The following is a 17336-nucleotide window of genomic DNA, read 5'->3' on the forward strand; positions in this document are numbered from 1 at the left end:
GATGGCGGCAGTTCAGTCGACATCAATGTTGAATGACAAACCGCTATCGCGAGCAAGCTCGCTCCCACAGGGGTTGTGTGGTGTTTTTTAGATGCCGGCCAGCGCCAGGTCCATCGCAAAGTAAGTGAAGATCAGATCCGCGCCGGCCCGTTTGATCGACCCTAGGGTTTCCCGCACCACGCGATCTTCATCTATCGCCCCGGCCTGGGCGGCGAATTTGATCATCGCGTACTCGCCGCTCACCTGATACGCCGACAGCGGCAAACGCGAGGCTTCACGGATGTCGCGGATGATGTCCAGGTACGCGCCGGCCGGTTTGACCATCAGCGCGTCGGCGCCTTCCTGCTCGTCCATCAGTGATTCGCGCACGGCTTCGCGGCGGTTCATCGGGTTCATCTGGTAGCTTTTGCGGTCGCCCTTGAGTGCGCTGCCGCCGGCTTCACGGAACGGACCGTAGAGCGCCGAGGCAAACTTGGTCGAATAGGCCATGATCGCGGTCTGGTTGAAACCCGCTTCATCGAGCGCCCGGCGAATGGCCTGAACCTGCCCGTCCATGGCGGCCGACGGGGCGATCACGTCAGCACCGGCACGAGCGGCGGCCACGGCTTGTTTGCCGAGATTGATCAGGGTCTGGTCGTTGTCGACCTCATGGTTGTGCAGCACACCGCAATGGCCGTGGTCGGTGTACTCACAGAAGCAGGTGTCGGACATCACAATCATGTCCGGCACCGCGTCCTTGGCGATGCGCGACATGCGCGACACCAGACCGTTGTCGCTCCAGGTGTCGCTGCCGTTGCCGTCCAAATGGTGCGACACGCCGAACGTCATCACCGACTTGATCCCGGCCCGGGCATAACGCTCGATCTCACCCGCCAGTTTCGACTCTGGAATACGCATCACGCCGGGCATGCTTTTGATCGGTACGAAGTCGTCGATCTCTTCCTCGACGAAAATCGGCAACACCAGATCGTTCAAGCTGAACTCGGTTTCCTGGAACAGGCTGCGCAGGCTCGCATTGCGGCGCAGACGGCGTGGACGTGCTTCGGGGAACTGACTGGACATGAGGGGTTCCTGAAAAACGGGAGGACGAGACGAAAGTCGTAGGGGGCGAAGCTTATGCCCTGGACCTTGCAGGGCACAAATCTCAGGTGAGGAAAAACCCTTACCGGTTCGGCAATAATCACTGAGATATGAGCCTTGTAGCAGCTGTCGAGCCTGCGAGGCTGCGTTCGACTGCGAAGCGGTCGTGTCCGGTGAACGCGATCTGCCTGAAAGAACACGGTTGCAGGTTTTACGACCGCTTCGCAGTCGAACGCAGCCTCGCAGGCTCGACAGCTGCTACAAGGCTCTTACAGCGTCAGGGTTCCGCTGATGCAGGTCACCACCGCGCCGCCGATCCAGATTTCGTCGCCCACTTGCTCGACCTGAATGCGTCCGGCGCGGCCCATGGTCAGGCCCTGGCTGACCACATAGGACGCCGGCGCCAGTCCTTCGCTGAGCAACCATTGGGCAATCCCGGCGTTCAGGCTGCCGGTGGCGGGGTCTTCCGGCATGCCGTCGCCGGAGATGAATGCCCGCACTTCGAACTGTGCGCCATCGCCATCACGCTCGGGATGCCATGGCGCGATGACACCGACGGCCAGGCCGAGCATTTGCGAATGATCCGGTTGCAGGTCCAGCACCTGCTGGCGATCCTCGACCATCACCGCCAGCCATCCGGCACCGTTGTCGACCCACTGAGTGCGCACGATCGCCCCTGATTCCAGCCCGAGCCCCCGCCGCACCCGTTCCACCACATCCGCCTCCACCGGCCCGGTTTTGAGCAATGGCGGTGCGAGAAAAGCCAACTCTGTCCCTTGTCGACGAACCCGCACCAGCCCCACGCCGCACTCCTGAATGATCTCTTCGCCCTTGGGCACGCCACCGGCCTCCAGCCACGCATGGCAGGTGCCCAGTGTCGGATGACCGGCGAACGGCAATTCGTTCAGGGTGGTGAAGATCCGCACGCGATAATCGGCGCGAGGATCGCGCGGTTCGAGTATGAATGTGGTTTCGCTGAGGTTGGTCCAGCTGGCGAACGCCGCCATGCGCTCATCGCTGAGCTCATCGGCACCGAACACCACCGCCAACGGATTGCCCTTGAGCGCAACACGGCTGAAGACATCTACTTGCTTGAAATCGAATGAGTGCATGGCCTTCCTTGGTTTCTTGATCAAATCGAAGCGTTTGGCTTGGGGATTTCCAGCCCGCGCATCACCGCCGGCCGCGCCAGAAAGCGCTCCAGCACCCGCGTGACGTTCGGGAAGTTCTCGATGCCCACCAGCTCGCCAGCCTCATAGAAGCCGATCAGGTTGCGCACCCAGGGGAAGGTCGCGATGTCCGCAATGGTGTAGCGCTCGCCCATGATCCAGTCGCGCCCTTCCAGGCGGTTATTGAGCACATTAAGCAGGCGTTTGCTTTCATCGACGTAGCGGTCGCGGGGACGTTTGTCCTCGTAGTCCTTGCCGGCAAATCGGTTGAAAAAACCGACCTGGCCGAACATCGGCCCGATGCCGCCCATCTGAAACATCAGCCATTGAAGGGTCTCGTATCGCGCCGCCGATTCCTGGGCCAGCAGTTGCCCGCTCTTGTCGGCCAGGTAAATCAGAATCGCCCCGGACTCGAACAGCGCCAGGGGTTGGTCCCCCGGACCGTGGGGGTCGAGGATTGCCGGGATCTTGTTGTTGGGGTTCAGCGAAAGAAATTCGGGGGACATCTGATCGTTGGTGTCGAAGCCCACACGATGCGGTTCGTAGGGCAGTCCGATCTCTTCGAGCATGATCGACACCTTGACGCCGTTAGGCGTCGGCAAAGAGTAAAGCTGGATCCACTCGGGGTATTGAGCCGGCCATTTTTGGGTAATCGGGAACGCGGACAGATCGGTCATGGGAAAGGATCCACGAGAAAATTGAGAGTGACGATCATAATGTCAGCGGCCGAAAAACTGCGACCTTTTGGCGTTATTGATATCGCTGATGAACATGATCAAAAGATTGCAGCCTGCATCTGCTCCACTACGTGTAACGTGTCCACAAATTCGCAACATCCTGTCGATAACCTAAGCTCCGACCTGTTCAAGGTTACCGGTACATTGCTGCGCACGTGCCGGAATCGAACCAAATGGGTATCAGAGGACTCTGAGCACTGCCCCTTTGAAACGGACCGGCTGAATGACATGGAAAACACCGACGCAGGAATTTCGCGGTGTAAAGGTTTGTCAGCCTTAATCGAATGCGCTGAAGAACCCCTAATTCCATGAAGAACCCTCTGAAATTCGCCAACCGCTTCAAACATCGCGCTTATCTGTTACTGCCCGCCCTGCTGGCGGCCGGCGCGTTGTTTCTGGTGCTGGACTCCCGCGAAAGCCGCGCCCAACCGGCAAACGGCACTCAGACGCTGGTGTTCCTGCGTCACGCAGAAAAACCAGAGGGGGGCCTCGGCCAGCTCAACTGCCAGGGCCTGAACCGCGCCATCGACCTGGCCACCTTGCTGCCGGAAAAATTCGGCAAGGCCAACTACGTGTTTGCCGCCAACCCGACGCGCAATGTCGAGGAAGGCGAACAGGACAATTCCTACAGTTACATCCGTCCTCTGATAACCATCAGCCCCAGCGCGATCAAGCTCGGTTTGCCGGTGAACATCAACTTCTCGGCCAACGACACCAGCGACCTCGCGGATGAGTTGCTTCAGGACAAGTATCACAACTCGGTCATCTACACCGCCTGGTCCCACGGCTACCTGCCCGAACTGATCAACAAGGTCGCTGGAGAAGCCGTCGGCAAGAAACAGACCATCGCCGATGACTGGGAATCCAGCGATTACGACTCGCTGTTCGTGCTCACCCTGACCTGGCACAACGGCAAGGCCAGTGTGGTGAGCCACAGCTACAAGCAAGGCCTGAATAACGGTCCGCAGACCTGTCCAACATAGGGGGCGGCAGTGCTTTAAGTTTTATAGCGTCTGCAAGGGCCCCTTCGCGAGCAGGCTCGCTCCCACATTTGACCGAGTTCTTCCAGAAGAAATGCGATCAACTGTGGGAGCGAGCCTGCTCGCGATGGGGCCGGCAGAAACTACATAACCCTCACTGGATAACACGCTCTCGCAGGTATTCGAGCACCGCAGCCCGCTCCCCGGCGAATTCAATGCGAGCCCCTTTCTTCTCCCGCTGAAACGCATACATCGGGTCGTAATACTCGCGAAGCAACCCTTCGATCCAGCCCCGGTGCAAGTCCACTGCCCCGCTGCTCGCCTGCTCCGCCAGCGCGTCTTCCATCAACATCAACATCCGCCGATGGCGTTCACCGCCCAGACGTTTCTGCACATTGTTCAGGCTCTCCAGCAAGCGCTCGGAAAACAGCGCGAAGCCTTCATCGCCATGCACGCCGATGAACTCGGCACACAAGTCCACCACGTAATCGCGCAGGATCCGTTCGACCCGCCCTTCCAGGCTGTCTTCCAGCCAGACCATCGGAAACTGTTGCATGCCCTGAAACAGCGGCAACGGCAGCGCACAACTGCCGATCGCGCGGCTCTCGTCTTCCAGCACAAACTGCTCGATACCGTGGGCGCGCTTCTTCAGCACGTCCACTGCCAGACGGTTTTCAAAATCGATGTTGGAGGGTTGGCCGGTGGCGCGTTTACCGAAACTGGAGCCGCGATGATGGGCGTGACCTTCAAGGTCCAGGCCGTTGCGCAATTGCGTGAGCACTTCGGTTTTACCGGTGCCGGTCATGCCGCCCAGCAAGACGAAATCACACTGGGCAACCGCCTGATCTAGCGTGTCGAGCAAGAAGGTGCGCATCGCCTTGTAGCCGCCACCCACTCGCGGATAGTCGATGCCCGCCTCGTCCTTGAGCCATTGCTGGACGATCTGTGAACGCAAACCGCCGCGAAAACAATACAAATACCCATCAGGATGAGCCCGGGCAAAATCGGCCCAGGCCTGGATACGCTCGGCTTTTATCTCGCCGGACACCAACTGGTGCCCCAGCGTAATGGCCGCTTGCTGGCCGTGTTGCTTGTAACAAGTGCCGACCCGTTGCCGCTCATGGTCATTCATCAGCGGCAGGTTGATCACGCCGGGGAATGAGCCCTTGAGAAATTCGACCGGCGCACGGGCATCCATCATCGGTCGGTCGTTGAGGAAAATGTCGCGGTAATCGGTGAATTCGATGGACATCAAAACACCTCAACCGCGTTCGTCTGTCGCTCGATCAGTTCGCCGATCGGCTCAAGGGTCAGGCCCAGCTCGGCGGCCACCGTGAGGAAGTGTTCGTTACCTTCGGGGGTGACCGCAACCAGCAGGCCACCGCTGGTCTGCGGATCGCAGAGCACGCGTTTGTGCATTTCCTGAAGACGCCCAAGCTTGCTGGCGTAGCTGTCGAAGTTGCGCAGCGTCCCGCCCGGCACACAGCCTTGGTCGAGGTAATACTCGACACCCGGCAGACGCGGTACGCGGTCGTACTCGATGCGAGCGGTCACGTTGCTGCCGTCGGCCATTTCCACCAAATGCCCCAGCAGGCCAAAACCGGTGACGTCGGTCATCGCGGTGACGCACTCGAGTTTGCCGAAGCGGCTGCCGGGTTTGTTCAGGGTGCACATCCAGTCGCGGGCCAGGCCGATGTCGGCGTGGCGCAATTTTCCCTTCTTCTCGGCGGTGGTGAGGATGCCGATGCCCAGCGGTTTGGTGAGGTAGAGCAGGCAACCGGCGGTGGCGGTGTCGTTGCGCTTCATGTGGCGCTTTTCCACGAGACCGGTCACGGCGAGGCCGAAGATCGGTTCCGGCGCGTCGATGGAATGCCCACCGGCCAACGGAATTCCGGCTTCATCGCAGACCGAACGCCCGCCGCGAATCACTTCCCGGGCAATCTCCGGCGCCAGTACGTTGACCGGCCAGCCAAGGATCGCAATCGCCATCAACGGATCGCCGCCCATGGCGTAGATGTCGCTGATGGCATTGGTGGCGGCGATCCGACCGAAATCGAACGGGTCGTCGACGATCGGCATGAAGAAGTCGGTGGTCGACACCACGCCGCGTTCTTCATCGATGGCATACACCGCCGCGTCATCGCGCGAGGCGTTGCCGACCCAGAGTTTCGGGTCAAGGTTCTGCGCCCCGCTGCCGGCCAGAATCACCTCCAGCACCTGCGGGGAGATTTTGCAGCCGCATCCTGCGCCGTGGCTGTATTGGGTCAGACGAATCGGCTCGCTCATGGGGGGACACACCTCGTGAAGTCAGTGCCAAAGAGTCTACATCAACGTCGTCTCCCCTGAGGTCCCGCGAATCGTTGACCGAAAGGACAGTTAAACCACCAATTCCCTAGCCTTTTCCGTGCCTTGAGCAAAACTGGTATGCGTTGTGCAAACGTTTGCGAGTCGCTGACACAAGCGTTTTCGCTACATAACCGCGCAAGCCCGCAGAAGCGGGCCTTCGATCCGCACGAAAAGGGACTTTTAATGCACCGCACGTCCAGCCGCGTGACTTGCTCGCGCACTTTTGCTGTTTCCTTGCTGCTGGCCAGCGTTACAGGACTACTCAGCAGCACCGTTTTGGCGCAACCCGCTCCCGCCGAAGAATCCGCCCAGGGCGAAACCCTCAGCCCCGAAGCCAGCCCACCAAAAAAAGGCGTGTACCTCTCGGACTGGTTCAATCAGGACCTGACCGTCATCGGCAGCAAAGACATCAGTTTCGGCCCGCAACCGGCCGACGATATCTACCTGGAATACGAGTACTTCGGGCGCAAGGGGCCGTTCGAGTTGTACGGCTACATCGACATCCCGAAGATCTTCGACATCGGCAACAGCCATGACAAAGGCGTGTGGGACCACGGCTCGCCGGTGTTCATGGAGCATGAACCGCGGATCTCCATCGATTACCTCGCCGGCCGCAGCCTGGCCATCGGGCCGTTCAAGGAATGGTACGTCGCCTTCGACTGGATCTACGACCATGGCAGCAACAGCGCCAACCGCGCCAATACGCTGTACAGCGGTTTGGGCACCGACATCGATACCCATTCGCGGGTCAACCTGTCGGCCAACTTCTATGGGCGCTACCAGTGGGAAAACTACGGTGCCAGCAATGAGTATTCGTGGGACGGCTATCGCGCCCAACTCAAATACATCGTGCCGATCAGCAGCTTCAGCAACGGCGCGTCACTGACCTACATCGGGTTCACCAACGTCGACTTCGGCTCGGACCTGCACAAGGACAACCCGGCCCGCACGGCCAACGCCACCGTCGCCACCAACGTCTTGCTGTACTCGTTCACCCACTTGCGTTTCACCCTGGTCGGTCGTTATTTCCACAACGGCGGCAACTGGGAGGATGGCAGCGAATTGAATTTTGGCGACGGTAACTTCCGCGCCCGTTCCGACGGCTGGGGTTACTACGCCGGCGTTGGTTATCAGTTTTAAGTCTTGTTTGAATCAGGAGGTTTTATGCATGCAATGACGCGTCTTTCCCTGGCCTGTGCCGCCCTGCTCTCTTCAACGGCCTGGGCGACTGAAGCGCCGATCCAGCCGAAAGTGATGCTGATCACCATGTTCGCCCCCGAGGCGCAAAACTGGATTGATCGGCTGGAGCTCAAGCAGGAAGTGCGGGTGCCGGGGCTGTCCGCCGAGTACCCGACCGTTCGCTGCAACAGCCAGCAGGTATGCCTGATGGTCACCGGCATGGGCCAGACCAACGCCGCGGCGTCGACGCTGGCCCTGGCGCTGTCGTCGAAATTCGACCTGCGCAAAAGTTACTTCCTGATCGCCGGGATTGCCGGGATCAGCCCGAAACACGGGACCATTGGCACCACCGCGTGGGCGCATTATCTGGTGGAGTTCGGCACCCAGTGGGAGATCGATTCCCGGGACGCGCCGACAGACTGGCCGACCGGTTATATCGGCATCAACACCAAAGGCCCGAACGAGAAACCACCGCTGGATTACAAGACCGAAGTCTTCGAACTCAACCCGAAGTTGCAGGCCAAGGCCTTTGCGCTGACCCAAAAAGTCGAGCTGAGCGAGAGCAAGGAATCGGCCGTGTGGCGCATGAAGTATCCGTCGGCCCCGGCCAATCAGCCGCCGGTGGTGACGCAGTGCGACACGCTGGCGGGCAATACCTGGTTTTCCGGGACGCGGTTGAGTGAGCGCGCCGAAGTCTGGACCCAACTGCTGACCGATAACAAAGGTGAGTACTGCACGACGCAGCAGGAAGACAACTCCACCTATGAGGCGCTGCTGCGGGCGAGTCGCGAGGGATTAGTCGATGTCCAGCGGCTGGCGGTGGTGCGTGCGGGTTCCGATTTTGACCGGCCAGCCCCGGGCCAAAGTGAGGTGGATAACCTGCTCAAGTATGCGGATCAAGGTGGATTTGTGCCGGCGCTGGAGAACCTGTACCGGACGGGAAATCCATTGGTGCAGGAGATTTTGAAGAATTGGCCGGCGTGGGAGAACGGTGTTCCCGAGGCTTGATCTGACAGGTTGATCACGTAAATCTGTGATTAACACAGATCAAATGTGGGAGCGGGCTTGCTCGCGAAAGCGGCATAACATTCAACAAAGATGTCGGCTGTTATACCGCTTTCGCGAGCAAGCCCGCTCCCACATTTTGATTGGAGTTATGGCAACAAAATCACTTTGTCACCACTGCCTTGACTCACCTCGGCATACCGCTCCAGACCTTCCGCCAACGGCGATTCAAACAAGCCCTCGGGCAACGGCAACAAGCCCTGATCGAAGAACGTGCCGAACTGCTCAAGCATCGCCGCACACGCCTGGACGCCGTACAGCAACGAGTTGATCCCCACCACCGAACCGCCCTTGCGATACAGCGCCAGGGCCGGCAATTGCACCAGGCCGTCCACCGGCGCGGCGATGATCGCGATGCGACCGAACGCGGCCAGCGCCGGGACCGAGGCCGGCAGCCAGAAACCGGTAGTGTCGAAGATCACATCAGCGCCACCGGCATACACGGCGCTCACCTGCGCACCGAGGTCCTCGGGATTATCCAGTTGCAGCGTCTGATACCCCTGCGCCTGCAAATCCTTGACCTGCTCCGGCCGCCGCGCCGCTGCCAGTACTTGAGCGCCACGCACCTTGGCCAGCGCCAGCGCCGCAGTGCCAACCGCCCCGCCACCGATCACCAGCAACCGGGTTTCGGCCGTCACCCCACTGCGTTCCAACGCATCCCACGCCGTGGTGTACGGCACGCCGAGGCTGGCAGCCTGGGCGAAACTCAAATGGGTCGGCTTTTGCGCCACGCCATTGGCCGGCAGTTTGACGAATTGTGCATGGGAGCCATCGGCGAAAAATCCCAGCTCACGGCCGGTGCCCCAGACTTCCTGGCCGATTAGAGCCTGCGGACCCTCAACGACCACACCGGCGAAATCACGACCGGGAATCCGCGGCAGTGTGGTGTAGGGAAAACGCCCCAGCACGTTCTTCACATCGCTGGGGTTGAGGCCGGCGGCCTTGATCTGGACCAGCACTTCATCGGTGCCGGGGACGGGGGTAGGAACCTCAACATAGCGCAGGGCCGAGAGGTCACCGGTCTTGTCGAATTGCAGTGCTTTCATGAGCGTTTCCCTCGAATGAATAAACGGTTCAGGAGATCCAGCCAGTGACCAGTTGCCGGCCCATTGGCCACAACTTCTCACCGGCCAACATGCCGAGCAGCCCTACCAGCGCGATGGCCGGCGGTGCGGGGGAACGAAAATCCAGAGCGCCGTAGAGCAGACCGACGCCCAGACCGATGACCAATGAGATGAGGAAGCTCATGGCGGACTCCGTGGCTAATTAAGATAGGTCCAGAGTCTAAAGATCGGTCGCGACGAGCATCGGCCAAGTGCTTCTGAATATCGGCCAAAGCGCTTTCAATCCTGACGCTGGCTCGCGGAAAACTGCGAAGGCGCGACACCCAGTTCACGTCGGAACATGTCGCTGAAGCTGCTCGGTGAATAACCCAGCTCCCGGGCAATCGCACTGACCGGCACGCCCTGGATCAACTCCGCCACCGCCGTCGCCAATTGCACCTGGCGCCGCCACTCGGCGAAGCCCATGCCCAGACCGTCCTTGAACAACCGCGCCAGGGTACGCACGCTGGCACCTGCGTTTTCCGCGTGTTGTTCGAAGGCAATGTCCAGCGATGGCGCGGCCATGACCGCCTGACACAGGTTCATCAGGCGCCGGTCGGAATCATCCGGCAAGGGGATTTTCAGCAACGAGCGCCTGGCTCGCCTGAGCTCCAGCAGCGCCAGGCCGACCAGCGCTTCGTAATACTCGGGCGCGCCATCGTCGCCCTGCTCCACCAACCCGACGATCAGCTCACGCAACAGTCCGCCGACTTCGATCACCTGAACCGTGTCGTCCAGCGTCGCCGCCAATGAGGGCCGCAAGTAGATGTTGCGCATCTGTAAATCCGAGACCACGCGAATCCCGTGGGGCACACCCGGCGGCAACCACACCGCTCGTTGCGGCGGCACCACCAGCGCTTCATGGGGCGTCTCGACCCACATCACCCCGCTCATCGCATACAGCAACTGCCCCCAGACATGCTCATGCGGCTCGATGTACAAGCCGCGCGGATAGGTGCGCGCCAGCGGTTGCACGGGCACATCGGTGTCACTCAGGTCTGGCGGGGCGGCAAGGGCCATGGGCAGCAATCATTGGGGGTTTCAGAGATTGCATGGTAACGAGCCACCGGCCTTGTCGCCACTGGTGGCATCCGCCTGACAATCCGACTGAATTTTCCGTAACCCCGACGATCCTTGTATTACCACAGGGAGGAATATGGGCTTTATGAACAACGCAAAACTTTTCGTCATTGAATACACCCTTCATGGCGCGCCCAAGTCTTTCATCATCCGCCTGGACAAGATGGATAACGCGGAGGCTTGGCATTGGGCAAGTTGCGACGCGGGGGTCGGACGAATCCCCCGCTTCGGCCGAGAGAAGGTGCAAAAAACCAGCAAGCCGATGGCGGAGAAGTTCGGCGTGGAAAACGTCAAGTGGCGGCCGGCAAATTGAAATGAAAGTGGAGCCCGATCAGGCTCCACCTTTTTTTGGATGAGTGGTCAGCGTTGGGCGCACTTGCAGCCCTTGCTGGCACATTCTTCGCCATGTTCGTGGTGCTTGGCGCAGGCTTCACAGCAATAGTGCTTGCCGTGGCGCGCGATCGGATGTTCGCCCAGTTTGCAGGAGCATTTGGGGCAGTCGCATTTACTTTCACTGTCGATCATGAGCCTGACTCCATAGGTTGTGGTCGTCCGGGTCTGGCAAATGCGACCCGTACCACCAGTGTAGGAGCTTGCGTCAGCCCTGCCGGGGACTGATCCCGCCGATCAACTGCCAGCGCGGCAGCTCATTCAAGGCGGGCCCCTGTTGCGGACCGCTGAACAGCAACAGTAAAAACTCTATATCGAGTGCTTCGGTGCAGTGCCCTACTGGGACAAACCGTAATGTCTGTCAGCACCACAATCCCTGTGGGAGCGAGCCTGCTCGCGATAGCGGTGAATCAGTCACATTGATGCTGGAAGTGCCGACGCTATCGCGAGCAGGCTCGCTCCCACAGGTTCTGTGCCGGTGCAATCAGATGCGAAACTGACCCACCAGTTTGCCCAGACGATGACCGAGGTCGGCCAGGCTGCGGGAGGTCTGGGCGCCGAGCTGGGTTTCGTCGGCAACGCTGTCCACCGCCACGGCGATCTGATGCACGCTGCGGTTGATCTCTTCGGCCACGGCGGTCTGCTCTTCGGCGGCGCTGGCGATCTGCGCGTTCATCGAATTGATGGTGCCGATCAGCTGGGCCATGGTGTCCAGCGATGCTCCCGCTTCATTGGCCTGAGCCGAGGTGCCGTCGCCGGCCTCGCTGGAACGGCGCATCGCTTCCACGGCCGATTGGGTGCCGGCCTGCAAGCGATCGATCATGCCCTGGATTTCCTGGGTGCTGATTTGCGTGCGACTGGCCAACGCACGAACCTCGTCGGCCACCACGGCAAAGCCGCGCCCGGCCTCACCGGCACGAGCGGCTTCGATGGCGGCGTTGAGTGCCAACAGGTTGGTCTGCTCGGCAATCGAACGGATCACGCCGAGCACGCTGACAATCGACGACACGTCTTTTTGCAAACTGTCGAGAGACACGCCGCTGCTGCGAATATCGTCCACCAACGCATGAATCTTCACGATGCTGCCGGCCACCACACGCTTGGCAGCCTGACCTTCTTCGTCGGTCTGCTGGGCAGCCACCGCGGCGTTTTGCGCACTTTTCGCCACTTCCTGAGCGGCGGCGGACATTTGGTTGATCGCCGTGGCGACCTGATCAGTCTCGTGTCGCTGACGTTCCATGGCCTGATCCGAGCGCTGGGCCTGATCGGAGACCTGATTCACCAACCCGGTCAATTGCGAAGTCATTTCGGTAATCTGGCGCACCAGGCCGTGGATCTTGTCGACGAAGCGGTTGAACGAGCCGGCCAGTTCGCCGAGTTCGTCCTGGCTGGTAATGGTCAGGCGACGCGTCAGGTCGCCCTCGCCCGCCGCGATGTCATCGAGGTTGGCTTTCATCAGGTTCAGCGGACGCAGGATGGTGTTGGCCAGCAGCATCCCGGCGGCGGCAATCACCAACAGCACCACGGCGGCAATCCCGACGATGCTCAGCACCACGCCTTGCATGCGCTCCTGGACCTTGATTTCGACCAGTGCCACTTGGGCTTCGATGCCGTCGAGGTTGACCGACGTACCGACCGCCATGTCCCACTTCGGCAGGTATTCGGTGTAGCCCAGTTTCGGCACCAGCACTTGGGTGTTGCCGGGCAGCGGCGAGCTGTATTGCAGGTAGTGGGTGCCGTCCTTGGCGACTTTCACCAGGTCGCGGTTGACGTAGACGCCGTTCGGATCGCGGTTGTCCTTGAAGCTCTGGCCCACGCCTTCAGGGCTGTTGGCCTTGAACAGGCGCACGGTGTTGGAGTCGTAGCCGAAGAAGTAGCCGTCCTTGCCGTAGGTGATGCTCGACAGCAACTTGACCACCTGGGCCCGCGCCGCGTCATCACCGGGGGCGGCTGCGTCGTAGAGCGGTTTGATCGTGGTCATGGCCACGGCGACGTAGCTTTGCAGCGTTGCCTTGGCATCGCTGAGCAGGCGCTGGCGAGTTTCCTCGACTTCCTTGCGGGCCTGCTCCTGCAGAATGAACAACGTGGTCAGGCTGATGACCAGCGCAAAGAGCAACACCGGGAGGACGGCAAGGGACAGGACTTTAGCCTTCAGGCTCATGCGCATGACGGTTCACTCTTTTGATTTTATTGGCGTGGTTAAAGGCTTTAACGGCACGCCGGATCAAAAGTTGAATTAAGGAACACTGCAAATCCCCTGTGGGAGCGAGCTTGCTCGCGATAGCGGTGGCACATCCAACATCCATGTATCAGACAGACCGCCATCGCGAGCAAGCTCGCTCCCACATTTAATCTGCGGTGTTTACAAAACCATCGCCGCCACCCAGCCGAACGCCAGCAGCGGGAGGTTGTAGTGCAGGAAGGTCGGGACCACGGTGTCCCAGATGTGGTGATGCTGGCCGTCGATGTTCAGGCCCGAGGTCGGGCCGAGGGTCGAGTCCGACGCCGGTGAGCCGGCATCGCCCAGCGCACCGGCAGTGCCGACGATGCACACGATCGCGATCGGGCTGAAACCCAACTGTACGCACAACGGCACAAAAATCGCTGCCAGGATCGGCACTGTGGAAAACGACGAACCGATGCCCATGGTCACCAACAGGCCAACCAGCAACATCAACAACGCGCCAATGCCTTTGCTGTGGCCGATCCACGAGGCCGAGGCTTCGACCAGTGTCTGCACCTCACCGGTGGCTTTCATCACTTCGGCGAAACCTGAGGCGGCGATCATGATGAAACCGATCATCGCCATCATTTTCATGCCTTCGGTGAACAGGTCGTCGGTTTCACGCCACTTCACGATCCCCGACACCGAAAAAATCAGAAAGCCAGCCAACGCACCGATGATCATCGAGTCCAGCAACAGCTGAATGATAAACGCCACCGCGATGGCCAGACCGGCGACCATCAGGCTCATCGGGTTGTACTGCACCGCGACCTGTTCGACTTGCTCGATCTTTTCCAGATCATAGACGCGCTTCTTGCGATAGCTAACAAACGCTGCCGCGAGCCCGACGACCATGCCCAAGGCCGGAATCCCCATGGCATGGGTGACGTTGATGCCGCTGATGTCCACACCGCTACGGGCGACGTTGGCCAGCAGGATTTCATTAAGGAAGATGTTGCCGAAGCCCACGGGCAGGAACATGTACGGCGTAATCAGGCCGAAGGTCATGACGCAGGCAATCAGTCGGCGGTCCAGCTGCAGCTTGGTCAGCACATATAAAAGCGGCGGCACCAGCAGCGGAATGAAGGCGATATGTATCGGCAAGATGTTCTGGGACGCGATGGCTACCACCCACAGCAAACCGATCAACAGCCATTTGACCTGACGGCCACCGCTGGCGTGCTGGCGGTCGACCATCAGCAAGGCTTTGTCGGCCAGGGCATGCGCCAGGCCGGACTTGGCAATGGCCACGGCGAAAGCGCCGAGCAATGCGTAGGACAACGCGACCGTCGCGCCGCCACCGAGGCCGCTGTTGAAGGCTTTTAATGTTGCGTCGATGCCCAGGCCACCGGTCAAACCACCCACCAGGGCGCCCACGATCAGCGCGATTACTACGTGCACGCGGGACAGGCTGAGGATCAGCATGATGCCGACCGCGGCAATTACAGCATTAATCATCGGTACCTCAAGGCAAACGGAAAGAGTCCGGCCGGCAGTCTGCAAAGAGCCGCCAGCGGATTAAATGAGAGGGTTTTATTAGAGGGCGCGCACTGTGCCGCAGCATCCACGCCTTGTCAAAGCGATCACGATCCCTTGCTGCCGCTGGTGATGCCCCTGTGGGAGCGAGCCTGCTCGCGATAGCGGTGGATCAGGCAACACAAATGTCGACTGACACTCCGTCATCGCGAGCAGGCTCGCTCCCACAAGGGCTGCGCCAGCGGCTACAGGTTTGTGTGCCTCGATATTCGTCGAGCGGCATAAAGAAAGCAGATTAGCGGCCGTTACAGTGCAAAGTCTCAGATATTTATCGAATAAAGGACGTCTCCATGTCGCTCAGACAACTTTCCATTCAATGGAAAATCACCCTGCTGGCCGGGCTGTGCCTGGCCGGCATCGTGACCCTGCTGGTGGGTCTTTCGCTGTATCGCATGGAGCACAGCTCCGAGATGGTGAAAGCATCCAGCATGGAGATGCTCACCGAAGCGGCCCAGGCCCGGATCGAATCCCAGGGTGAAAACCAGGCGCTGGGGATACGCCAGCAGTTCATGGACGCCTATCAATATGGCCACGGCTTTTCGCGTCAGGTGCTGTTCCTGCGCGACCAGGCCGAGAAACGCTTTCTCGATGCCTTTGACTTGCGTGAAGACCTGACACGCCAGGTCAAGTCGGCCCTGCAAGCCAATCCGGAATTGCTCGGCCTCTCGCTGGTGTTCGAAGCCAATGCGCTGGACGGCAAGGACGATCTGTTCGCCGGCCAGGCCGAGTTGGGCAGCAACGACAAGGGTCGTTTTGCCCTGTACTGGTCGCAACCGACTCCGGGCAAGGTGACGTCGATGGCGCTACCGGAAAGCGACATGGCCGACACCAGCACCGGCCCCAGCGGTGAACCGGCCAACGCCTGGTTCACCTGCCCGCGCACGACCCTCAAGCCCTGCGTGATCGAACCCTACTTCTATGTGATCGACGGCCAGAACGTGCTGATGACCAGCATCGTTTTCCCGCTGATGGTCAACGGCAAGGTCATCGCTTCGCTGTCGGTGGACATCAACCTCAACAGCCTGCAAGCCGTCAGCCAGGGTGCGAGCAAGAAGCTCTATGATGGCCAGACCAACGTCAGCATCATCAGCCCGGTCGGTTTGCTGGCCGGTTACAGCCCGGACGCCAGCAAGCTCAGCCAGCGCCTGGACACCGTGGACAAGACCAACGGTGCCGAGCTGATCCGCATGCTCGCCACCAGCAGCAAGACCGCAAGCCTGCACAACAATCAACAGCTCAAAGTGCTGTCGCCGTTCCAGCCGATTCCCGGTGGCAAGTCCTGGGGCGTGTTGCTCGATGTGCCGGAGAAAGTCCTGGTCGGCCCCGCCGAAGCACTGAAAAAACAACTCGATGAAAGCAACACCGCCGGCACCCTGGTCGAACTCGGCCTGGGTGTGCTGGCCGCGTTGATTGGCCTGTTGCTGGTGTGGCTGATGGCCCGCAGCGTGACCCGGCCGATCCTCGGTGTGGCGCACATGCTCGAAGACATTGCCAGCGGCGAAGGCGATCTGACCCGCCGCCTGGCCTATGACAAAAAGGACGAACTCGGCCAATTGGCCGGCTGGTTCAACCGCTTCCTCGACAAGCTGCAACCGATCATCGCCGAGGTCAAACGCTCGGTGCAGGACGCGCGCAGCACGGCGGATCAGTCATCCGCCATCGCCACCCAGACCAGCGCCGGCATGGAGCAGCAATACCGTCAGGTGGATCAGGTCGCTACCGCTTCCCACGAAATGAGCGCCACCGCCCAGGACGTTGCCCGCAGCGCAGCGCAAGCGGCACAGGCGGCGCGGGATGCGGATCAGGCCACCCGTCGCGGTTTGACCGTGATCGACCGCACCACCGCCAGCATCGACAACCTCGCGGCCGACATGAGCGCGGCAATGGTTCAAGTCGAAGGCCTGGCGGCCAACAGCGAGAAGATCGGTTCGGTGCTGGAAGTGATCCGGGCCATCGCTGAGCAGACCAACCTGCTGGCGCTTAACGCCGCCATCGAGGCCGCTCGTGCCGGTGAAGCCGGACGCGGTTTTGCCGTGGTGGCCGATGAAGTGCGCAACCTGGCACGCCGGACCCAGGAGTCTGTCGAAGAAACCCGTCTGGTGATCGAGCAATTGCAGAGTGGCACTCAGGACGTGGTTGGTTCGATGAACAACAGCCATCGTCAGGCTCAGGGCAGTGTCGAACAGGTGGGTCAGGCGGTGACGGCGCTGCGGCAGATTGGTGAAGCGGTGACGGTGATCAGCGACATGAACTTGCAGATCGCCAGTGCCGCTGAAGAGCAAAGTGCGGTGGCCGAGGAGATCAACAACAACGTGGCGACGATTCGGGATGTGACGGAGTCGCTGTCGGGGCAAGCGAATGAATCAGCGCGGGTGAGTCAGTCGCTCAATAGCCTGGCGAATCAGCAGCAGGGTTTGATGGATCAATTCCGCGTTTAACCCGGACTT

The 17336-nt window shown here is 60.4% G+C and carries 16 protein-coding genes and 2 pseudogenes; 5 read left to right on the forward strand and 13 right to left on the reverse strand.

What is annotated here, in order from left to right:
* Positions 1–87 precede the first annotated feature (87 nt).
* The 3 genes from hemB to AC3IUE_RS23065 all read right to left on the reverse strand — a co-directional run bounded on the left by hemB (position 88) and on the right by AC3IUE_RS23065 (position 2926).
* Complete coding sequence (gene hemB, locus AC3IUE_RS23055; protein WP_046056079.1) at positions 88–1062, reverse strand: porphobilinogen synthase; 975 nt, start codon at positions 1060–1062, stop codon at positions 88–90.
* Between the two features lie 287 nt (positions 1063–1349).
* Positions 1350–2192 carry a PhzF family phenazine biosynthesis protein gene (locus AC3IUE_RS23060; protein WP_489263852.1) on the reverse strand — a complete coding sequence of 281 codons (843 nt, stop codon included), beginning with the start codon at positions 2190–2192 and terminating at the stop codon, positions 1350–1352.
* Positions 2193–2212: 20 nt separating this feature from the next.
* Positions 2213–2926 (reverse strand): glutathione S-transferase family protein, encoded by a 714-nt coding sequence (locus AC3IUE_RS23065; protein ID WP_461999301.1) that lies wholly within the window; start codon positions 2924–2926, stop codon positions 2213–2215.
* A gap of 368 nt (positions 2927–3294) precedes the next feature.
* On the opposite strand from AC3IUE_RS23065, the gene AC3IUE_RS23070 reads away from it, so the two are divergent.
* On the forward strand, positions 3295–3969 hold the full coding sequence (locus tag AC3IUE_RS23070) for a histidine phosphatase family protein (protein ID WP_461999302.1): 675 nt from the start codon (positions 3295–3297) through the stop codon (positions 3967–3969).
* A gap of 151 nt (positions 3970–4120) precedes the next feature.
* On the opposite strand, the gene mnmH is transcribed toward AC3IUE_RS23070, so the two are convergent.
* Positions 4121–5218, reverse strand: a complete 1098-nt coding sequence (gene mnmH / locus AC3IUE_RS23075) for a tRNA 2-selenouridine(34) synthase MnmH (protein ID WP_489263853.1) — start codon at positions 5216–5218, stop codon at positions 4121–4123.
* Positions 5218–6252 carry a selenide, water dikinase SelD gene (gene selD, locus AC3IUE_RS23080; protein WP_489263854.1) on the reverse strand — a complete coding sequence of 345 codons (1035 nt, stop codon included), beginning with the start codon at positions 6250–6252 and terminating at the stop codon, positions 5218–5220. Before selD ends, mnmH begins: the two co-directional genes overlap by 1 nt.
* 243 nt (positions 6253–6495) lie before the next feature.
* Between selD and AC3IUE_RS23085 the strand changes: the two genes are divergently transcribed.
* Positions 6496–7452: a nucleoside-specific channel-forming protein Tsx gene (locus AC3IUE_RS23085; RefSeq protein WP_489263855.1), complete on the forward strand. Its 957-nt coding sequence runs from the start codon at positions 6496–6498 to the stop codon at positions 7450–7452.
* A gap of 24 nt (positions 7453–7476) precedes the next feature.
* On the forward strand, positions 7477–8499 hold the full coding sequence (locus AC3IUE_RS23090; protein ID WP_489263856.1) for a purine-nucleoside phosphorylase: 1023 nt from the start codon (positions 7477–7479) through the stop codon (positions 8497–8499).
* Between the two features lie 146 nt (positions 8500–8645).
* Here AC3IUE_RS23090 and AC3IUE_RS23095 read toward each other — a convergent pair whose 3' ends face one another.
* The 3 genes from AC3IUE_RS23095 to AC3IUE_RS23105 form a co-directional block, all read right to left on the reverse strand.
* Positions 8646–9602, reverse strand: a complete 957-nt coding sequence (locus AC3IUE_RS23095; RefSeq protein WP_489263857.1) for a quinone oxidoreductase family protein — start codon at positions 9600–9602, stop codon at positions 8646–8648.
* A gap of 28 nt (positions 9603–9630) precedes the next feature.
* Positions 9631–9804: a DUF1427 family protein gene (locus tag AC3IUE_RS23100; RefSeq protein ID WP_082555777.1), complete on the reverse strand. Its 174-nt coding sequence runs from the start codon at positions 9802–9804 to the stop codon at positions 9631–9633.
* Positions 9805–9899: 95 nt separating this feature from the next.
* Positions 9900–10679, reverse strand: a complete 780-nt coding sequence (locus AC3IUE_RS23105; protein ID WP_134099418.1) for an AraC family transcriptional regulator — start codon at positions 10677–10679, stop codon at positions 9900–9902.
* 145 nt (positions 10680–10824) lie between these two features.
* Here AC3IUE_RS23105 and AC3IUE_RS23110 point away from each other — a divergent pair, with 145 nt between their 5' ends.
* Entirely contained in the window at positions 10825–11052 is a 228-nt protein-coding gene (locus AC3IUE_RS23110; RefSeq protein ID WP_008152143.1) for a DUF6555 family protein, read from the forward strand.
* 47 nt (positions 11053–11099) lie between these two features.
* Here the strand turns inward: AC3IUE_RS23110 and AC3IUE_RS23115 are convergent, their stop codons facing one another.
* From AC3IUE_RS23115 to AC3IUE_RS23135, 5 genes and pseudogenes are all read right to left on the reverse strand, one after another.
* Entirely contained in the window at positions 11100–11264 is a 165-nt protein-coding gene (locus AC3IUE_RS23115) for a metallothionein (RefSeq protein ID WP_056740143.1), read from the reverse strand.
* 94 nt (positions 11265–11358) lie between these two features.
* Positions 11359–11475 (reverse strand): annotated as a pseudogene (locus AC3IUE_RS23120) (DMT family transporter); the annotation flags it as partial.
* Between the two features lie 138 nt (positions 11476–11613).
* Positions 11614–12435, reverse strand: coding sequence for a methyl-accepting chemotaxis protein (locus AC3IUE_RS23125; protein ID WP_489268928.1), 822 nt, complete (start codon positions 12433–12435; stop codon positions 11614–11616).
* Between the two features lie 36 nt (positions 12436–12471).
* Positions 12472–13296, reverse strand: a pseudogene (locus tag AC3IUE_RS23130) (cache domain-containing protein); the annotation flags it as partial.
* Between the two features lie 195 nt (positions 13297–13491).
* A complete protein-coding gene (locus AC3IUE_RS23135; protein WP_489268930.1) occupies positions 13492–14808 on the reverse strand; it encodes a Na+/H+ antiporter family protein in 1317 nt (438 codons plus the stop codon).
* A 371-nt stretch (positions 14809–15179) separates the two neighbouring features.
* On the opposite strand from AC3IUE_RS23135, the gene AC3IUE_RS23140 reads away from it, so the two are divergent.
* A complete protein-coding gene (locus tag AC3IUE_RS23140) occupies positions 15180–17327 on the forward strand; it encodes a methyl-accepting chemotaxis protein (RefSeq protein WP_489263858.1) in 2148 nt (715 codons plus the stop codon).
* Positions 17328–17336 lie beyond the last annotated feature (9 nt).

It is taken from the genome of Pseudomonas sp. GL_093 (genome assembly GCF_057837605.1).

Bases quoted from the DNA above. Each gene is read 5' to 3' on its own strand.
- hemB (WP_046056079.1), bottom strand. From the start codon at position 1,062: ATGTCCAGTCAGTTCCCCGAAGCACGTCCACGCCGTCTGCGCCGCAAT.
- AC3IUE_RS23060 (WP_489263852.1), bottom strand. From the start codon at position 2,192: ATGCACTCATTCGATTTCAAGCAAGTAGATGTCTTCAGCCGTGTTGCG.
- AC3IUE_RS23065 (WP_461999301.1), bottom strand. From the start codon at position 2,926: ATGACCGATCTGTCCGCGTTCCCGATTACCCAAAAATGGCCGGCTCAA.
- AC3IUE_RS23070 (WP_461999302.1), top strand. From the start codon at position 3,295: ATGAAGAACCCTCTGAAATTCGCCAACCGCTTCAAACATCGCGCTTAT.
- mnmH (WP_489263853.1), bottom strand. From the start codon at position 5,218: ATGTCCATCGAATTCACCGATTACCGCGACATTTTCCTCAACGACCGA.
- selD (WP_489263854.1), bottom strand. From the start codon at position 6,252: ATGAGCGAGCCGATTCGTCTGACCCAATACAGCCACGGCGCAGGATGC.
- AC3IUE_RS23085 (WP_489263855.1), top strand. From the start codon at position 6,496: ATGCACCGCACGTCCAGCCGCGTGACTTGCTCGCGCACTTTTGCTGTT.
- AC3IUE_RS23090 (WP_489263856.1), top strand. From the start codon at position 7,477: ATGCATGCAATGACGCGTCTTTCCCTGGCCTGTGCCGCCCTGCTCTCT.
- AC3IUE_RS23095 (WP_489263857.1), bottom strand. From the start codon at position 9,602: ATGAAAGCACTGCAATTCGACAAGACCGGTGACCTCTCGGCCCTGCGC.
- AC3IUE_RS23100 (WP_082555777.1), bottom strand. From the start codon at position 9,804: ATGAGCTTCCTCATCTCATTGGTCATCGGTCTGGGCGTCGGTCTGCTC.
- AC3IUE_RS23105 (WP_134099418.1), bottom strand. From the start codon at position 10,679: ATGGCCCTTGCCGCCCCGCCAGACCTGAGTGACACCGATGTGCCCGTG.
- AC3IUE_RS23110 (WP_008152143.1), top strand. From the start codon at position 10,825: ATGAACAACGCAAAACTTTTCGTCATTGAATACACCCTTCATGGCGCG.
- AC3IUE_RS23115 (WP_056740143.1), bottom strand. From the start codon at position 11,264: ATGATCGACAGTGAAAGTAAATGCGACTGCCCCAAATGCTCCTGCAAA.
- AC3IUE_RS23125 (WP_489268928.1), bottom strand. From the start codon at position 12,435: ATGACTTCGCAATTGACCGGGTTGGTGAATCAGGTCTCCGATCAGGCC.
- AC3IUE_RS23140 (WP_489263858.1), top strand. From the start codon at position 15,180: ATGTCGCTCAGACAACTTTCCATTCAATGGAAAATCACCCTGCTGGCC.